This is a genomic window from Sphingopyxis microcysteis, assembly GCF_012274265.1.
GTDB classification, from domain to species: domain Bacteria; phylum Pseudomonadota; class Alphaproteobacteria; order Sphingomonadales; family Sphingomonadaceae; genus Sphingopyxis; species Sphingopyxis microcysteis.
The window spans coordinates 447355-462639 of sequence record NZ_JAANYY010000005.1 but is presented as its reverse complement, the minus strand read 5'-3'; the positions used below and the strand labels follow the sequence as shown (position 1 = coordinate 462639).

General features: G+C 64.2%; 14 protein-coding genes and 1 pseudogene. 5 read left to right on the top strand and 10 right to left on the bottom strand.

Annotation, left to right across the window (positions count from 1 at the left end):
• Window positions 1-51: 51 nt before the first annotated feature.
• The 5 genes and pseudogenes from G9408_RS16065 (at window position 52) to G9408_RS16045 (ending at window position 5075) form a co-directional block, all read left to right on the top strand.
• The gene (locus tag G9408_RS16065; RefSeq protein WP_168454913.1) at window positions 52-885 is read left to right on the top strand and encodes an SDR family oxidoreductase; all 834 of its coding nucleotides are present in this window, start codon (window positions 52-54) and stop codon (window positions 883-885) included.
• Window positions 882-1313: a DUF4345 domain-containing protein gene (locus tag G9408_RS16060; RefSeq protein ID WP_168454912.1), complete on the top strand. Its 432-nt coding sequence runs from the start codon at window positions 882-884 to the stop codon at window positions 1311-1313. Before G9408_RS16065 ends, G9408_RS16060 begins: the two co-directional genes overlap by 4 nt.
• Before the next feature lie 129 nt (window positions 1314-1442).
• Complete coding sequence (locus G9408_RS16720; RefSeq protein WP_210423406.1) at window positions 1443-2693, top strand: M24 family metallopeptidase; 1251 nt, start codon at window positions 1443-1445, stop codon at window positions 2691-2693.
• Window positions 2694-2830: 137 nt separating this feature from the next.
• Entirely contained in the window at window positions 2831-4168 is a 1338-nt protein-coding gene (locus tag G9408_RS16050; RefSeq protein WP_168454911.1) for an aspartate aminotransferase family protein, read from the top strand.
• Window positions 4169-4228: 60 nt separating this feature from the next.
• Window positions 4229-5075, top strand: a pseudogene (locus G9408_RS16045) (IS5 family transposase).
• 16 nt (window positions 5076-5091) lie between these two features.
• Here the strand turns inward: G9408_RS16045 and G9408_RS16040 are convergent.
• Genes G9408_RS16040 through G9408_RS15995 form a run of 10 tightly spaced genes read right to left on the bottom strand, consistent with a single transcriptional unit; the run spans window position 5092 to window position 15267 of the window.
• On the bottom strand, window positions 5092-5991 hold the full coding sequence (locus tag G9408_RS16040; RefSeq protein WP_168454910.1) for a carbon-nitrogen hydrolase family protein: 900 nt from the start codon (window positions 5989-5991) through the stop codon (window positions 5092-5094).
• Entirely contained in the window at window positions 5985-6572 is a 588-nt protein-coding gene (locus tag G9408_RS16035) for a GNAT family N-acetyltransferase (RefSeq protein ID WP_168454909.1), read from the bottom strand. The genes G9408_RS16040 and G9408_RS16035 overlap by 7 nt, the downstream gene beginning before the upstream one ends.
• Window positions 6569-7060 carry a ketosteroid isomerase-related protein gene (locus tag G9408_RS16030; protein WP_408021887.1) on the bottom strand — a complete coding sequence of 164 codons (492 nt, stop codon included), beginning with the start codon at window positions 7058-7060 and terminating at the stop codon, window positions 6569-6571. Before G9408_RS16030 ends, G9408_RS16035 begins: the two co-directional genes overlap by 4 nt.
• The gene (locus G9408_RS16025) at window positions 7008-7241 is read right to left on the bottom strand and encodes a formate dehydrogenase subunit delta (RefSeq protein WP_328804490.1); all 234 of its coding nucleotides are present in this window, start codon (window positions 7239-7241) and stop codon (window positions 7008-7010) included. The genes G9408_RS16030 and G9408_RS16025 overlap by 53 nt, the downstream gene beginning before the upstream one ends.
• A 1-nt stretch (window position 7242) precedes the next feature.
• Window positions 7243-10089, bottom strand: coding sequence for a formate dehydrogenase subunit alpha (gene fdhF / locus G9408_RS16020; protein ID WP_168454957.1), 2847 nt, complete (start codon window positions 10087-10089; stop codon window positions 7243-7245).
• A complete protein-coding gene (fdhD, locus tag G9408_RS16715; RefSeq protein ID WP_168454908.1) occupies window positions 10079-11395 on the bottom strand; it encodes a formate dehydrogenase accessory sulfurtransferase FdhD in 1317 nt (438 codons plus the stop codon). Before fdhD ends, fdhF begins: the two co-directional genes overlap by 11 nt.
• Window positions 11392-12903, bottom strand: a complete 1512-nt coding sequence (locus G9408_RS16010; protein ID WP_168454907.1) for an NADH-ubiquinone oxidoreductase-F iron-sulfur binding region domain-containing protein — start codon at window positions 12901-12903, stop codon at window positions 11392-11394. The genes fdhD and G9408_RS16010 overlap by 4 nt, the downstream gene beginning before the upstream one ends.
• Window positions 12900-13325 (bottom strand): NAD(P)H-dependent oxidoreductase subunit E, encoded by a 426-nt coding sequence (locus G9408_RS16005; RefSeq protein WP_168454906.1) that lies wholly within the window; start codon window positions 13323-13325, stop codon window positions 12900-12902. The genes G9408_RS16010 and G9408_RS16005 overlap by 4 nt, the downstream gene beginning before the upstream one ends.
• Window positions 13322-14155 (bottom strand): S-formylglutathione hydrolase, encoded by an 834-nt coding sequence (gene fghA / locus G9408_RS16000; RefSeq protein ID WP_168454905.1) that lies wholly within the window; start codon window positions 14153-14155, stop codon window positions 13322-13324. The genes G9408_RS16005 and fghA overlap by 4 nt, the downstream gene beginning before the upstream one ends.
• A complete protein-coding gene (locus G9408_RS15995; protein WP_168454904.1) occupies window positions 14155-15267 on the bottom strand; it encodes an S-(hydroxymethyl)glutathione dehydrogenase/class III alcohol dehydrogenase in 1113 nt (370 codons plus the stop codon). The genes fghA and G9408_RS15995 overlap by 1 nt, the downstream gene beginning before the upstream one ends.
• Window positions 15268-15285: the final 18 nt, after the last annotated feature.

Here is a 15285-nt window from a genome sequence, read left to right as displayed (position 1 = left end):
GCAGAGCCCGCCCTAGTCAGCGTCAAACTTCTGACTGGATGGGCCCCGCGAATGATCACCGACATTATCTGCCCCCACGCCCTGCGCGATCAGGTGGCTTTCATCACCGGCGGCGGCAGCGGGATCAATCTGGCCATCGGCAAGGCGCTGGCTCGGCTCGGAGCCAGTGTCGGCATCTGCGGACGCACGGCAGAGCGGCTCGACGCCGGGCGCAAGGAGCTCGAAGCGTGCGGCGCCACGGTCTTCACTGCGGTCGCCGACGTGCGCGATGATGCGGCGGTGCAAGCTGCCGTCGCGACCTGCGGAGAGGCGTTGGGGCCGATAAGCTTTGCGGTCTGCGGGGCCGCCGGAAACTTTGTTGCGCCGGCAGAGGCCATTTCGCCCAAGGGATTCCGCACCGTGGTCGAGATCGACCTGCTCGGCGCATTCCACGCCGCCCACGCCTGTTTCGAGCAGTTGCGGCAGACGCGGGGGAGCCTGCTGTTTGTTTCGGGCGGGCAATCCTATGTGCCCTTTGCCTATCAGGCGCATGTCGGCGCGGCCAAGGCCGGGATCGACAACCTGATGGCGAACCTCGCGCTCGAATGGGGGCGCTACGGGATCAGGGCAAACAGCATCGTGCCCGGACCGATCGAGGGCACCGAAGGCATGAACCGGATGGGCGGGGAAAGCGCCGAAGCGATCTGGAAGGCGATGACGCCGCTGGGCCGGATGGGCAAGCTTGAAGACGTCGCCAATGTCGCGGCGTTCCTGGCCACGCCGCTCGCGTCTTACCTTACCGGCGCGCGCATTGCCGTTGACGGGGGGCAGAACCTTACCGGCTCGCACGTCTTCAACCGGGCGATTGGCGAAGCACTGGATGCATCGAAGGGGGAACCGACATGAGGTTCGTGAAGATAACTACCGTGCTGCTCTCGCTGATTGCCTTGCTGACCGGGGCGATGGACGTGATCGTGGGAGTCGCCGGGCAGGCTAACATCGGTGTCGGAACTGCGGCAGTGGCTCCGTTTGATCCGGTGCTCGACAGCCAGGTCCGGTTCCTAGGTGCGGTCTGGTTGGGATTGGGAGCGATCCAGTTGGTCTGCCTTGGTGACTTGCGCCGCTACGGTCTCATTCTCCAGCTTTGCTTCGCCATCGTGGTGCTTGGCGGGATAGGACGGGCGCTGTCGCTGCTGCAGGCGGGTCATCCGTCGAGCGATATCGGCACAGCCTTCATCGCTGTCGCCTTGGCCATCGAACTCTTGCTGGTGCCACTTGCATGGCTGGCCTTCCGGCGCGCAACATTGGCCGCCGACGAGGGCTTCGTTCGATGATCAAATGGCAAGCAACCAACGGCAACAAAGAACGGGTTGCTCGTCAACGCCATCAAAGCCCGATCCAGTGGGAAATCGCACTATACCGCGCCAAAACAAATACGGAACATTGACTCAAAGGAAAAGGTCGTGAGCCGAGTTTTCAAAGACGCCCGCAAGGCAGCCTATCTCAATCCGGAGGGAGCCGATAAGCCGCTTCGCAGCCCCGTGCCTCTCGACACGCTCAGGGCCGCCCGCGCCTATCGCAAGCAGCGCTTGGTTGACCAGGTTATCAAGCATGATTGCGCGGCCATCCTGCTCTTCGATCCGGTCAACATTCGATATGCGCTGGATGTGTCGAACATGCAGTTGTGGGGGACGCACAACCCGTTCCACTATGCATTGGTCTTCGCTGATGGCCACGCGATTGATTTCGAGTATCCCGGTGCCGAGCATCTCGCGAAAGGACTCGAGACACTCGACGAGATCCGCAGCGCCAATCCGTTCTTCTATATGTATTCCGGTCCCTATCTTGAGGAACGGGCGGAACAATGGGCTGCGGAAATCGCTTCGGCAGTGCGCGAGCGTGGTGGCGGCAACCTCAGGCTTGGCACCGACAAGCTCGAACTTCCGGGCGCCGATGCGCTACGGCGGCAAGGGCTGACGTTGGTCGAAGGCCAGCAGATGACCGAGCAGGCCAGGCTGATCAAGAGCTTCGATGAGATCGAACTGATGCGCTGGACGATTCGAGTGTGCGAAGCAGGAATGGCGCGGATGTATGAGCACTCGCTCCCCGGCAAGACCGAGCAGGAAATCTGGGCGGAACTTCATTACGAGAATATCCGGTCAGGTGGCGAATGGCTGGAAACCCGACTCCTGACTATCGGAGAGCGCACCAATCCTTGGTTTCAGGAATGTTCCGATCATGTCGGCAAGTTGGGGGATATGCTAGCTTTCGACACCGATATGATCGGACCCTATGGTTATTGCGCGGATCTTTCGCGATCCTGGACCATCGGCCACACACGGATGACCGATGAACAGAGCACGTTGTACAGCACCGCACTCGAACAGTTGCTTCACAACGCCAACTTGATTCATCCGGGCATGGAGTTCCGGGAGTATATGGAAAAGACTTGGCGGATTCCCGAACGCTTCATGGCCAACCGCTACTCCTGCGCATTGCACGGTGTCGGCATGGCTGATGAATATCCCGGCGTACCCTATGCTACCGACCCAGCCGACCTGTTGCCCGGCCGGTTTGAAGACGGCATGGTCTTTTGCGTTGAGAGCCTGATCGGCGAGCAGGGAGGACGTGAATGCGTCAAACTAGAAACCCAGGTTCTCGTGACACCTAACGGCACAGAACGGCTCGACAGTTTTCCATGGGAAACACGGTGAGCGGCCAGACCGCTCAGCTTTGCCCTCATTGCAGTCAATAGTATACTAACATCGGCATGGGAGGGCGTAGTTGACAATTTACATCACGATAATTCGCAACTAGCAACCCATTTGGTATACTAGGATCAGGGGCCACCATGGCAAACACCAACGCAGACTGGGCGCATCGGGCAGCAAGAGTACTGACTGGTCCACAGAGCAACCTCGCGCCCGCATTGCCGATTGCACCCATTTTCGCACAGCGCGCGGCCGGCCACCGCATCTTCGATGTCGAGGGTCGAGACTATATCGACCTCGCCCTGACCATGGGCCCTTTGATCTTCGGTCACGGGTATCAGCCTTGGATCGCGGCAGTCGATGCCCAGCTCCGAACGCTGCCGTCCCCCTTACCCGGCCAGTTCTACTCGCCGCTCGAAGTCGAGCTCGGCGAGCGCATGTCCAGCGCGATACCTTGCGCGGAACTGGTTAAATACGGCCTGTCAGGATCCGAGGTCGTGCAGCTCGTGTTCCGCCTTGCTCGGGCATTCACGAACCGGCCTTACGTGCTCCGTTTCGATGGCCACTATCACGGCTGGATGGACAGTGTTCTGGGTGGATCAATCAACCCCGACCCAGACGCACCGCCACACCCAATCGATCTTCCGGGAACTGCGGGCGGCTTCAATACGTCTACCGAAGGTCGATCACCGGTGGCACTCCTCGACCAATACAAGATCAAATGGAACGATGCAGATGCGCTGGAAGCGTTGCTGGAGCGGTACGGCGACCAGATCGCCCTGGTGCATATGGAACCGATCATGTGCAACTTCGGTGGTTGCCCGCCCCGCCCGGGCTATCTCGAAGCGGTTCGCAAGCTTTGCAATCGCTTCGGCGTTCTGCTGTGCTTCGACGAGGTGATTACGGGCTTTCGGGTGGATCTGGGCGGCGCACAGAAGTTGTTTGGCGTAACGCCGGATCTCGCCACCTATGGCAAGGCGATTGCTGCCGGACTGCCATTCGCGGCTGTGGCTGGCCGAGCCGATATTATGGGCCTTCTCAGCGATCGCAGGGTTGTTGGGGCCGGTACGTTCAACTGCTTCCCCTTGGGAATGGCGGCGGCGATCGCAACCTTTGATCTCCTCGCAGAGGATAACGGAGCATGGTTTGTCAATGTCGACCGCATCCAGGCCCGATTCAGGCAGGGGCTGCGCGAAATGGCTGCCGCGCACGGCCACGACGACCTGTTCCTGCAAGGACCGCGGGGCCAGATCTACGTCGATTTCCTCAGGGCCGATGCCGCTTATTCTCCGGCCGAACTGGAAGGCGCCGATGCAGCCCGGCGCGCCACCTTCCGCGTGATCTGCATGGAGGAAGGCCTGTCGATCGGCGCCGGCAGCCGGATCTACATTTCGGGGACCATGTCGGAGGAGGATACCGCTGAAGCTCTGGTGCGGTTCGACCGAGTGTTCTCACGGCTACCCAGACCCACTGGCTAGGCTCAGGAGCCATTCTTTGACTGATGCCGATGTGATTCAGGCTCCGCGAGGAGACTGGGTATGCGCGACCTGTCTTGGCTGACAGACGGGCAGATGGCGCGCCTTTCGCCATGTTTCCCCAAGAGCCACGGCGAGCCCCGAGTTGACGACCGGCGGGTGCTCAGCGGGATCATCTTCGTCAACCGGAATGGCCTGCGCTGGCGGGATGCGCCCAGAGAATACGGGCCTCATAAGACATTGTATAATCTCTGTAAACGGTTGGATGAGATGGACGTGTTCACTCAGATGATGGAAGGTCTATCTGCCCAGAAAGCCGAACCGCAGACCGTCATGATCGATGCAGCCTATCTCAAAGTCCACCGCGCGGCTTCCAGCTTTGAGGTAAAAGGGGATCTCGAGCGCCTGATCGGACGGACCAAGGCCAATATGCATAGGAAGTAGCACGGCGTGACTGATGCAAATGGGCGCCCTTTGAGCTTCTTCGTCACGGCCGGCCAGGTCAGCGATTATACCGGTGCCGCGGCCTTACTCGATGACCTGCCCCCGGTGGTCCCGCGGTCATAACGAGAGTCCGCCGGTTTGATATTCGTGCTGCGGCCCCGGCACAAGCGCGCCGGGTGGGACAATTTGCCCAAGGCCAAGTGCATGCTCACCGACCGCGGCTATGACGCTGACTGCTTCCAAGATGCCCTGGAGCAAAAAGAGCATTAGATCGTGCATTCCGGGCCGCAAATCCCAATCTCTGCCCGTCAAAAACGATAAGCAGGGGGACCAACGGCGTTACCGCATCGAGATCATGTTCGGCCGCCTCAAGGACTGGCGCCGCGTGGCAACGCGATATGACCGTTGCCCAACCGTCTACTTCTCCGCCCTCGCACTGGTCGCCACCGTGCTCTTCTGGCTGTGATCAATAAGTCTTGAGCTTAATGGCAACTGATGACCACGGTGTCCGGAGCGCGATCTAATGGGCACTGTTCCTGCCAATGCGCGACATTGAGCACGCTGCCATCTTCGCGCACCATGCCGACCGCAGCGAGATCGACCTCGGCATACACCCAGCCCGGCTGGTCAAGCACACCTTGTGCAATTACCCCGTCCTCGGGAAACCCGCAATCCGGCGGACCGTAAACCGCCGCCGCCCCGCGATTGACGTCGACCGCCGGTGACCAGTCCGCTGTGCCCACGGTGGGTGACTGCACGGTGTAGCACTGCCCTTCGAGCGCCCTTGCCTGCGATCCGATCCTCACGCGGTGATATCCGTGCAGGCTGTCGGTGCAGGAGGGGACGAGCAGGATCTCCGCCCCAGCTTCGACCAGCGCGCGGGCGATCAGCGGGAACTCGCTGTCGTAGCAGATGCACACCCCAATCCGGCCAAGCGCGGTGTCGAACAGGTTGAGTGAATCTCCGCCGACGATGCCCCCCTCCTCCCGCTCAAAGCGGGTCATGATGAACTTGTCCTGCACGCCCACCATCCCGCCGGGCGTAAACAGGCGTGCGCGGTTGCGGAACCTTCCGTCCGGTGCCTGCCACGGCGCGCTCGCAGCGAGGATGTGGACCCCGAAGCGCGCCGCGAGTTCGGCGTGCAGCGCATCGACCTCGGGCAGCAGCGCCGCGACGAAGGCGATCGAACCTTGCAGATCGCCCATCGTGGCCGGTTCGAGCGAGACCAGCTCCATTGCGCCATATTCGGGGAAGACCAGGAGGGATGCCCCGCCCTCGGCCGCCTCGCCGACCCAGCGGGTGAGCTTGTCGGCATAGGCCTCCCAGCTAGCGAGCGCCTCGATGGGATATTGCGCCGCAGCGATGCGGAATGGGCTCACCATTGGCGCATCCAGACCTGCAAGGCCTTGGCGGACGAGCTGTCTTCGCCCACTTCCTTCCAGTCCATCGCCACCGTCAGCCCATCGACGGGCGCATAGCCGCGCGCGCGCCAAAAGGGATCGAGCGGACGGTAGTCGGCAGGGCGCGCGGGGTGATCAGCCGGGCGGACGACCGCGGCAAAGGCAGCGCCACCCGCGCCCGCTTCACGCGCCGCCTGCTCGCGCGCGTCGAAGAAGGCATAGCCGATCCCGCGCCCGCGATATTCCGGGAGCAGGACGGACTCGCCGAAGTAGAACAGCGTCCCGGGATCGAAGCCAGCGTCCGCAAACCGCGCGCGAAAATCCTCTCCCTGATCGCGCATCGGCGAGGCCGTGGCCGCCCCGATGATCGCCTCGCCGTCGCGCGCGGCGACCAGCACCGCATCATCCGAGCCGAAGAAGTCAGCAAGGTATGCGGTCTCGTCGGCGACGGTGCCGTCGTAGAGATAGGGGTAGGCGCGGAACACGGCGATCCGCAGCTGCGCGAGGCTGCCCAGCGCCGCAGCGCGTTCGGCCGCGCGCAGGATGCCAATCGTCAGCGTCACGCTGCGACCTGACGGGTCCAGTCGGCGAGGTTGTAGTAAACCGAAACCCGCGCAATCCGGCCGTCCGCGATATCGAAGAAGGCCCCCACGGGAAGGACATAGGTCTGCCCCTGTGCTTCCGTCAGGCCCTCGTCGGTGACAAGATATTGGCCATGCACGACGAACTCCGCCGCCGCACGCTGACCCGTCTCGTCGACCATGATGACGATATCGGTCAGCCGCTCGCGATAGCAGCGGTCCATGTGGGCAAGGAAAGCGGCGAAAGCCGCCTTGCCGCTCTGCCGCTCGCCCTGGTTGATGTCATGCGCGACATCCTCGGTCAGGCAGTCCAGCATCCCGGCCGCATCGCCTTTGTTGAAGGCAGCGTAGTAGCTTTCGATCAGGTTGCGTGTCTCGTTCGGCATGGCTCGCTTTCGTTTCTGGGAATCGGCGCGTCTAATCCGGCGCGCCGCGAGCGTGCTGCGTAGCTTGCGCGGCGAGAAGATCAACTGCGCGGCGGGCTATAGGGGACAGGGGCGCGCGGTCATCGGCAAGGATTGCGGCGCGCATCCGAGGGTCCCAGAACCGGGTGATGTGCTCCGCCGTGGCCGCCGCCGCCGCTTCCTCGCCCCGCACCGCCAGGTTGCGGGCGATCTGGTCGGCCATCTGGCGCAGGCGACCCAAATCCATGCTATTTGGCCTCCTCGGCAGTCGCGATCCGGCGCGAGCGTTGCGACATCGCCTCGTAATCCTCCTGCCAGTCGGTCGGCCCGTTGGAGGGCATCACCTGCACCGCCGTCACCTTGTATTCCGGACAATTGGTGGCCCAGTCGCTGAACTCGGTGGTGACGACATTGGCCTGCGTCGCGGGATGGTGGAAGGTGGTGTAGACCACGCCCGGCGCCACGCGCTCGGTCACGGTGATGCGCAAGGTCGTCTCTCCAGTGCGGCTCGACAGGCGCGCCCAGTCACCATCCTTGAGCCCGCGGTTCTCGGCATCTACGGCATGCATCTCGAGCCGGTCTTCGGGATGCCAGGCGACATTGCCGGTGCGGCGGGTCTGCGCGCCGACATTGTATTGCGAGAGGATGCGCCCGGTGGTCAGCAGCAGCGGATAGCGCGGGCCGGTCTTCTCGTCGGTGGGGACATAGTCGGTCACCACGAAACGGCCCTTGCCGCCTGTGAACTGCGCGACATGCATCACCGGCGCGCCATCGGGAAAGGCTTCGTTGACCGGCCATTGCAGCGAGCCGCATTGATCGAGCCGGTCGAAGGAGACGCCCGCGAAGGTCGGCGTGAGGCGCGCGATCTCGTCCATGATCTCGCGCGGGTGCGTGTAGTTCCAGTCGATGCCCATCGCCTGCGCGAGGAGCTGCGTCACCTCCCAGTCCTCGTAGCCGTTGGCGGGCTCCATCACCTTGCGCACCCCCTGGATGCGGCGTTCCGCATTGGTGAAGGTGCCGTTCTTTTCGAGGAAGGTGCTGCCCGGCAGAAAGACGTGGGCGTAGTTCGCGGTCTCGTTCAGGAACAGGTCGTGGACAATGACGCATTCCATCGCGGCGAGCCCCGCGGCCACATGGCGCGTGTTGGGATCGGACTGGAGGATGTCCTCGCCCTGCACATACAGCGCGCGGAATGACCCATCGAGCGCGGCGTCGAGCATGTTCGGAATGCGCAAGCCCGGCTCGCGGTCGAGCGTCACGCCCCATTCCGCCTCGAACAATGCGCGGGTGGCTTCATCGGAAACGTGGCGATAGCCGGGCAATTCGTGCGGAAAACTGCCCATGTCGCAGGCGCCCTGCACGTTGTTCTGTCCGCGCAAGGGGTTCACGCCCACACCCGGGCGACCGATATTGCCGGTCGCCATGGCGAGGTTGGCGATGGCCATAACCGTGCTCGATCCCTGCGAGTGTTCGGTGACGCCAAGACCGTAATAAATGGCTGCGTTGCCACCCGTCGCATAGAGCCGCGCGGCGGCGCGCAATTCAGCCGCGGGAACGCGCGTCACCGCTTCGAGCACTTCGGGGCTGTGCCGCTCGTCGGCAACGAAACGCGCCCAGTCCTGGTATTCGTCCCAGTCGCATCGTTCGCGGATGAACGCCTCGTCGGCCAGCCCCTCGGTGACGATGACATGGGCCATCGCGGTCAGCCCCGCGACATTGGTTCCCGGTTGCAGGGCAAGGTGATGCGCCGCCTCGATGTGAGGTGACCTCACGAGGTCGATGCGGCGCGGATCGATGACGATCAGCCTCGCGCCCTGCCGCAGGCGGCGCTTCATCCGGCTGGCGAAGACCGGGTGCGCATCGGTCGGGTTAGCGCCGATCACGAGGATGACGTCCGCATCCATCACCGAATCGAAATCCTGCGTCCCCGCCGAAGTGCCGAAGGTGGTCTTCAGGCCATAGCCGGTGGGAGAATGGCAAACCCGCGCGCAGGTATCGACATTGTTGGAGCCGAACCCGGCGCGCACCAGCTTCTGGACGAGGAACGTCTCCTCGTTGGTGCAGCGGCTGGAGGTGATGCCGCCCAGCGCCCGCGCGCCATGTTGCGCCTTGATCGCGTTGAGCCGCGCGGCGGTGAACGTGAGCGCCTCTTCCCAGCTCACCTCGCGCCACGGCTGGTCGATGGTGTCGCGGATCATCGGCGTGGTGATGCGGTCGCGGTGATTGGCATAGCCCCAGGCAAAGCGGCCCTTGACGCAGCTATGGCCGCGATTGGCCTTGCCGTCCTTCCACGGCACCATGCGCACAAGCTGCTCGCCGCGCATCTCGGCGCGGAAAGTGCAGCCCACGCCGCAATAGGCGCAGGTCGTCACCACCGCGCGTTCGGGCTTGCCGATCGCGGTGACCGCCTTCTCCTGTAAGGTTGCGGTCGGGCAGGCCTGCACGCAGGCCCCGCAGCTGACGCAGTCGCTGGAGAAGAAGGTGTCGATCTCCTGCCCTGCGCTGATCATCGAGGCGAAGCCCCGGCCCTCCATCGTCAGAGCGAAGGTGCCCTGTACCTCGTCGCAGGCGCGCACGCAGCGCGAGCAGGCGATGCACTTGGAGGGGTCGAAATCGAAATAGGGGTTGGACGTATCGGGCGCGAGGCCGAGGTGGTTTGCGCCCTCGTAACCAAAGCGCACATCGCGCAGGCCCACCTGTGCGGCGGCATCCTGCAACTCGCAGTCGTTGTTGGCGCTGCACGTCAGGCAATCGAGCGGGTGGTCGGAGATGTAGAGCTCCATCACCCCCTTGCGCAGCTTCTGGAGGTGCGGGGTCTGGGTACGGACCACCATGCCCTCGGCAACCGGGGTGGTGCACGAAGCGGGCGTGCCGCGCGCGCCCTCGATCTCGACAAGGCACAGGCGGCACGAACCGTAGGCTGCGAGGTTGTCGCTGGCGCATAGCTTGGGAATGCTGCCACCGGCCAGGCCGGCTGCTCGCACGACACTTGTGCCTGCCGGGACGCTGACCTCGCGTCCGTCGATGGAGAGCGTCACTGTGCTATCGCTGACGACCTCGGGGGTGCCGAGATCAGGCTGCCGTTCATACCGCATCGCGACCCTCCTCCGCCAACGCGCAGGGCTCGAACACCAGCATCGTGTCCCGCCGCGCCAGTGCAATCAGGTGCAGGCCGGCCTGGCGGGCGCGTTCGACCGCGAGGCTGGTGGGGGCCGAAATCGCCACCAGTACCGGACAGCCGGCGCGCACCGTCTTCTCGACCAGTTCATAGCTGCACCGCGCAGTCACGACCACGAAGCCGCGTGCCGGATTGATCCGCTGCCGGGCCAAGGCGCCAAACAGCTTGTCGAGCGCATTGTGGCGCCCGACATCCTCACGCAGGCAGAGGATATAGCCCTCGCGGTCGCAGAACGCTGCGGCATGCATCGCTCCGGTGCGCAGGCCCTCGGTCTGATGGCGATCAAGCGCCAGCAAGGCCCGTTCGATAGCCGCAGGCGCGGGCGCAGGTGTCGGCGCGAGCCGAGCGAGCGGGCGCAGCACTTCCTCGAGGCTTTCGAGACCGCATAGCCCGCAGCTGCCCTCGCTGACGCGCATGCGCACCCGATCGTGCAGCGGCGCCGCGCGCTCGGGCGAGAGCGTGAGCCGCAGGATCACACCACGCTCGACGCGCGCGGTTGCCGCCTCGATGATCTCGTCCGCAGCAGTGATGAACCCTTCGGACAGCGCAAAACCCGCCGCGAAGTCCTCAAGGTCGCTCACCGATGCCATCATGACGGCATAGGCGACGCCGTTCACCTCGATCGCGACCGGCACTTCATCGGCAAGCGGCCGCAGGACCGGGCGACCGGGCATGCCGTCATAGGACACCTCAAGCGCCGCTGCCGTGCGCGAGGCAGAGGCCGCCAAGTCCTCGGGCCGGTTGATGTTGCGGATCGCCGGCACGCTGACCGGACGCGCAGCGACCGCCTCGGCGAAGGCGCGCATCGACCGGCTGCCCTCGCCCGCGACCCGTGAGGCAGCTTCCTCGGCGGCTGCGACAGGCCAAAGCCCGACAACCGGTTGCTCGGCCACATAGGCGGGCGCGGGTGCCAGACGGACGGCTATGTCGTGCGGCAAGTCGAGGCAGTCGACCCCGCAGGTAAGGACCGCAGAATAGCCCTCCTCGCGCCCGAATCGCAGCGCTGCCGCCACGCCGCCGAGCGGTCCGGCGCCCGCCTGCGGCCAGTCATCGATGTTGTGGCACTGCGCATTTGCACGCCCCACCACGATCACCGCGTCGCACTGCGCCTGCAACGCCGCGACGGCATGCTCTAGCAGGGTCGCGCCGCGGCTCATCGCCAGCGCCTTGTCGCTGCCGAAGCGCCGCGACTGCCCGCCTGCCAGCACCGCGCCAAGGATCATGTAAAATCCTCCGGCCAGTGCTTCAGCGCCGAACGGACGGGGTAAGGCGTGAAGCCGCCCAGCGCGCAGAGCGAGCCGAACTGCATCGTCTCGCACAGGTCTTCCAGCAGTTGCAGGTCTTCATCGCGGCTGCGGCGGTCCTTGCGGGCATTGTGCATCTGGGCGAGCGCCTCGACCGCATCGGCATCGCGGCCGCCCGCCCAGATCCGGTCGATCAGTTCGACGCCGCGGGTCGATCCGATCCGGCAGGGGGTGCACTTGCCGCAGCTTTCCGCCGCGCAGAACTGGAAGGCGAAGCGGGCGAGGGCACCCATGTTCGCCCGGTCGTCGAACACCACCACGCCGCCATGGCCGATCAGGGCATCGGCCCCGGCATAGGCTTCGTAATCGAAGGGCAGGTCGAACTGGCTGGGGTGGATATAGGCACCCAGCGGGCCGCCGACTTGCACCCCCTTGACCGGCCGGCCCGAAGCCGTGCCGCCACCGATATCATGGATCAATTCGTTGAGGGTGATGCCGAAGGCCGTCTCGAACAGGCCGCCGTGCCGGATATTGCCGGCCAGCTGGATCGGCATTGTGCCTTTCGAACGGTCAATACCCAGGCTGTCGTAGCGGCTCGCGCCGCCGGGCACCATGATGTGCGGTATAGCGGCCAGGGTGAGCACGTTGTGTACCACTGTAGGGCACCCGAACAGCCCTTCGTGTGCCGGTAGAGGGGGCTTGGCCCGCACCTCGCCGCGCTTGCCTTCGATCGAGTTGAGCAGGGCGGTTTCCTCACCGCAGACATAGGCCCCGGCACCTACCCGCACCTCGATCCGGAAGGGGGCAATATGCTCGCGGGCCAGTTCAATCGCGGCATTCAACTTGCTGATTGCATGCGGATATTCACTGCGGACATAGATGTAGCCCTGCTGCGCTCCGACGGCCTGGGCGGCAATCGCCATGCCTTCCAGCAACTGGAACGGATCGCCCTCCATCAGCATCCGGTCGGCAAAGGTGCCGCTATCGCCCTCGTCGGCGTTGCAAACCACGTATTTCCGGGGCCCCTGAGCCTCCAGCACGGTCCGCCACTTGATCCCCGCCGGGAACCCGGCACCCCCGCGACCGCGCAGGCCCGAGTGGGCAACCTCCGCGACAATCTCGGGCGAAGCCATTGATTTTACGCGCTTCAGCGCCGACCAGCCACCAGTGTCGGCATAGTCGTCCAGGCTCAACGGCCGCGTCTTTCCGGCGCGGGCAAAAGTCAGCCGCTGCTGCCGCTTGATGAAGGGATGGTCGGCAATCGCGCCGATCCGCTTGTCGGAAGTTCCGGCGAGCACTGCTGCAACATCCTCGGGAAACAGGGGTCCGAAGCCGATCCCATCGATCTCCGCCAGCGGCTCAAGCCAGTGCATGCCCCAGCTCGAAACCCGCTCGACCGTGCAGCTTGCCGCGACAAAGGCTGCCGCCACGGCATCCGCCCCGCAGGCCAGGGCCAGGGCGTCGTCGCTGATCCGCACCAGCGTCATGCCGATTGCACCAGCTTGACGAGCGCCGCCGTATTGAGCCGCGCATGCAGACGATCGCCGATCCGGGCCGCCGGACCAACGCTGCACAGGCCCAGGCAATAGACGGTTTTCAGCCGCACCCGCTCGCCAGCGGCAGCCTCGGCTGAAGCAACCAGTTCCTCCACCCCGCGCGCCTGACACGCTTCGGCACGGCACAGCTCGATGCAGGGGCGCGGATCGGGTTCGGCCGAAAAGTCGTGATAGAAACTGACCACGCCGTGCACTTCGGCCCGGCTGAGATTGAGTTCGTGGGCGATGACCCGCTCCGCCTCGGCATCGACGCAGCCGAATTCGCATTGGACATCATGCAGGATCAGCAGGAGCGGACCCTCGCGGCCCCGGTGGCTGACGCAGATTTCGACGATGCGCGCGGCCCGCGTCACGCCTTTAATCGCGCCGCATGCCAGCCGATGTGATCGGCCATGAAAGTGGAGATGAAGTAGTACGAATGATCGTAACCCGGCTGCATCCGGATTGTCGCCGGGATGCCGGCCTTGCGGCAGGCCATGACGAGCAGCCCGGTCTTGAGTTGTTCGTGTAGGAAATTGTCGGCATCACCCTGGTCGACCAGCAAATCGGGCAGGCGGGCGCCATCCTCGATCAGGGCGCAGGCATCGTACTCGCGCCAGGTTGACTTGTCGGGCCCCAGATAGCCGCCCAGCGCCTTTTCGCCCCAGGGGCAGTTCAGCGGGCTGACGATCGGAGAAAAGGCGCTGACCGAGCGAAAGCGATCGGGATTGCGCAAGCCGATGGTCAGCGCGCCGTGGCCACCCATCGAATGGCCGGTGATCCCCTGCCGCGCCATATCGACGGGGAAATCCCCCGCAACAAGTGCGGGCAATTCCTGCTCGATATAGCTGCGCATCCGGTAGTACGTTGCCCAAGGGCCCTGCACGGCATCGACATAGAACCCCGCGCCCTTGCCAAAGTCATAGTCTTCATCATCCGGCACCAGATCGCCGCGCGGGCTGGTATCCGGGGCCACGAAGATAACCCCGTGCTCCGCGCAGGCGGCGCGGAACTCGCCCTTTTCGGTCACATTGGCATGGGTACAGGTCAGGCCCGACAGATACCACAGCACCGGCAGCTTCTGCCCCGGTACGTGATCCGGCACGAAGACCGAAAAGGTCATCGGCGTGCCGGTCTCGGTCGACTGGTGGGTATAGACGCCCTGCGTGCCGCCATGGCTCCGCCAGGCCGCGACCTGTTCCATCAGAACACCACGACCGAGCGGATCGACTTGCCCGCGTGCATCAGGTCGAAGGCGGTGTTGATCTCTTCCAGCCCCATCACATGGGTGATCATCGGATCGATCTGGATCTTGCCCGCCATGTACATGTCGACGATCTTGGGCACATCGGTGCGGCCCTTGGCCCCGCCAAAGGCCGTGCCGCGCCAGTTACGTCCGGTCACGAGTTGGAACGGCCGGGTGGCGATTTCCTTGCCGGCCTCGGCCACGCCGATGATGATCGAGGTACCCCAGCCGCGATGGCAGGCTTCCAGCGCGGTGCGCATCACTTCGGTATTGCCGGTGGCATCGAAGGTATAGTCCGCGCCGCCATCGGTCATCAGCACGATCTTGGCGACCACGTCCTCGCGGCTCATGCCCTTGGAATTGAGGAAGTCGGTCATCCCGAACTTGCGGCCCCATTCCTCGCGGTCTGGGTTGATATCAACGCCGATGATCTTGTTCGCCCCGGCCAGCCGCGCGCCCTGGATCACGTTGAGACCGATGCCGCCGAGGCCGAAGACCACGACATTGTCACCGACCTGGACCTTGGCCGTGTTGATCACGGCGCCAACGCCGGTGGTCACTCCGCAGCCAATGTAGCACGAGGTCTGGAAGGGCGCGTCTTCGCGGATCTTGGCGACAGCGATTTCGGGCAGGACGGTGAAGTTCGAGAAGGTGCTGCAACCCATGTAGTGGAAGATGGTCTGGCCCTTGTAGCTGAACCGGCTGGTGCCATCGGGCATCAGCCCCTGGCCCTGGGTGGCGCGGATCGCGGTGCACAGGTTGGTCTTACCCGAGAGGCACGACTTACACTGGCGGCATTCGGGGGTGTAAAGCGGGATCACGTGATCGCCTGGCTTGACCGAAGTCACCCCGGCACCAACCTCACGCACCACGCCGGCGCCTTCGTGGCCCAGGATCGAGGGGAAGATCCCTTCGCTGTCGAACCCGTCGAGGGTGTAGGCATCGGTGTGGCACACCCCCGTCGCCATGATCTCGACCAGCACTTCACCAGCCTTGGGGCCTTCAAGGTCCACCTCGACAATCTCGAGCGGCTGTTTCGGCGCAAAGGCAACGGCGGCACGGGTCTTCATGTTGTACTCCTGAAACTT

Excerpts from the sequence above, each read along its gene's own strand:
- G9408_RS16065 (WP_168454913.1), top strand. The coding sequence starts at position 52 with ATGATCACCGACATTATCTGCCCCCACGCCCTGCGCGATCAGGTGGCT.
- G9408_RS16060 (WP_168454912.1), top strand. The coding sequence starts at position 882 with ATGAGGTTCGTGAAGATAACTACCGTGCTGCTCTCGCTGATTGCCTTG.
- G9408_RS16050 (WP_168454911.1), top strand. The coding sequence starts at position 2,831 with ATGGCAAACACCAACGCAGACTGGGCGCATCGGGCAGCAAGAGTACTG.
- G9408_RS16040 (WP_168454910.1), bottom strand. The coding sequence starts at position 5,991 with ATGGTGAGCCCATTCCGCATCGCTGCGGCGCAATATCCCATCGAGGCG.
- G9408_RS16025 (WP_328804490.1), bottom strand. The coding sequence starts at position 7,241 with ATGGATTTGGGTCGCCTGCGCCAGATGGCCGACCAGATCGCCCGCAAC.
- fdhF (WP_168454957.1), bottom strand. The coding sequence starts at position 10,089 with ATGCGGTATGAACGGCAGCCTGATCTCGGCACCCCCGAGGTCGTCAGC.
- fdhD (WP_168454908.1), bottom strand. The coding sequence starts at position 11,395 with ATGATCCTTGGCGCGGTGCTGGCAGGCGGGCAGTCGCGGCGCTTCGGC.
- G9408_RS16010 (WP_168454907.1), bottom strand. The coding sequence starts at position 12,903 with ATGACGCTGGTGCGGATCAGCGACGACGCCCTGGCCCTGGCCTGCGGG.
- fghA (WP_168454905.1), bottom strand. The coding sequence starts at position 14,155 with ATGGAACAGGTCGCGGCCTGGCGGAGCCATGGCGGCACGCAGGGCGTC.
- G9408_RS15995 (WP_168454904.1), bottom strand. The coding sequence starts at position 15,267 with ATGAAGACCCGTGCCGCCGTTGCCTTTGCGCCGAAACAGCCGCTCGAG.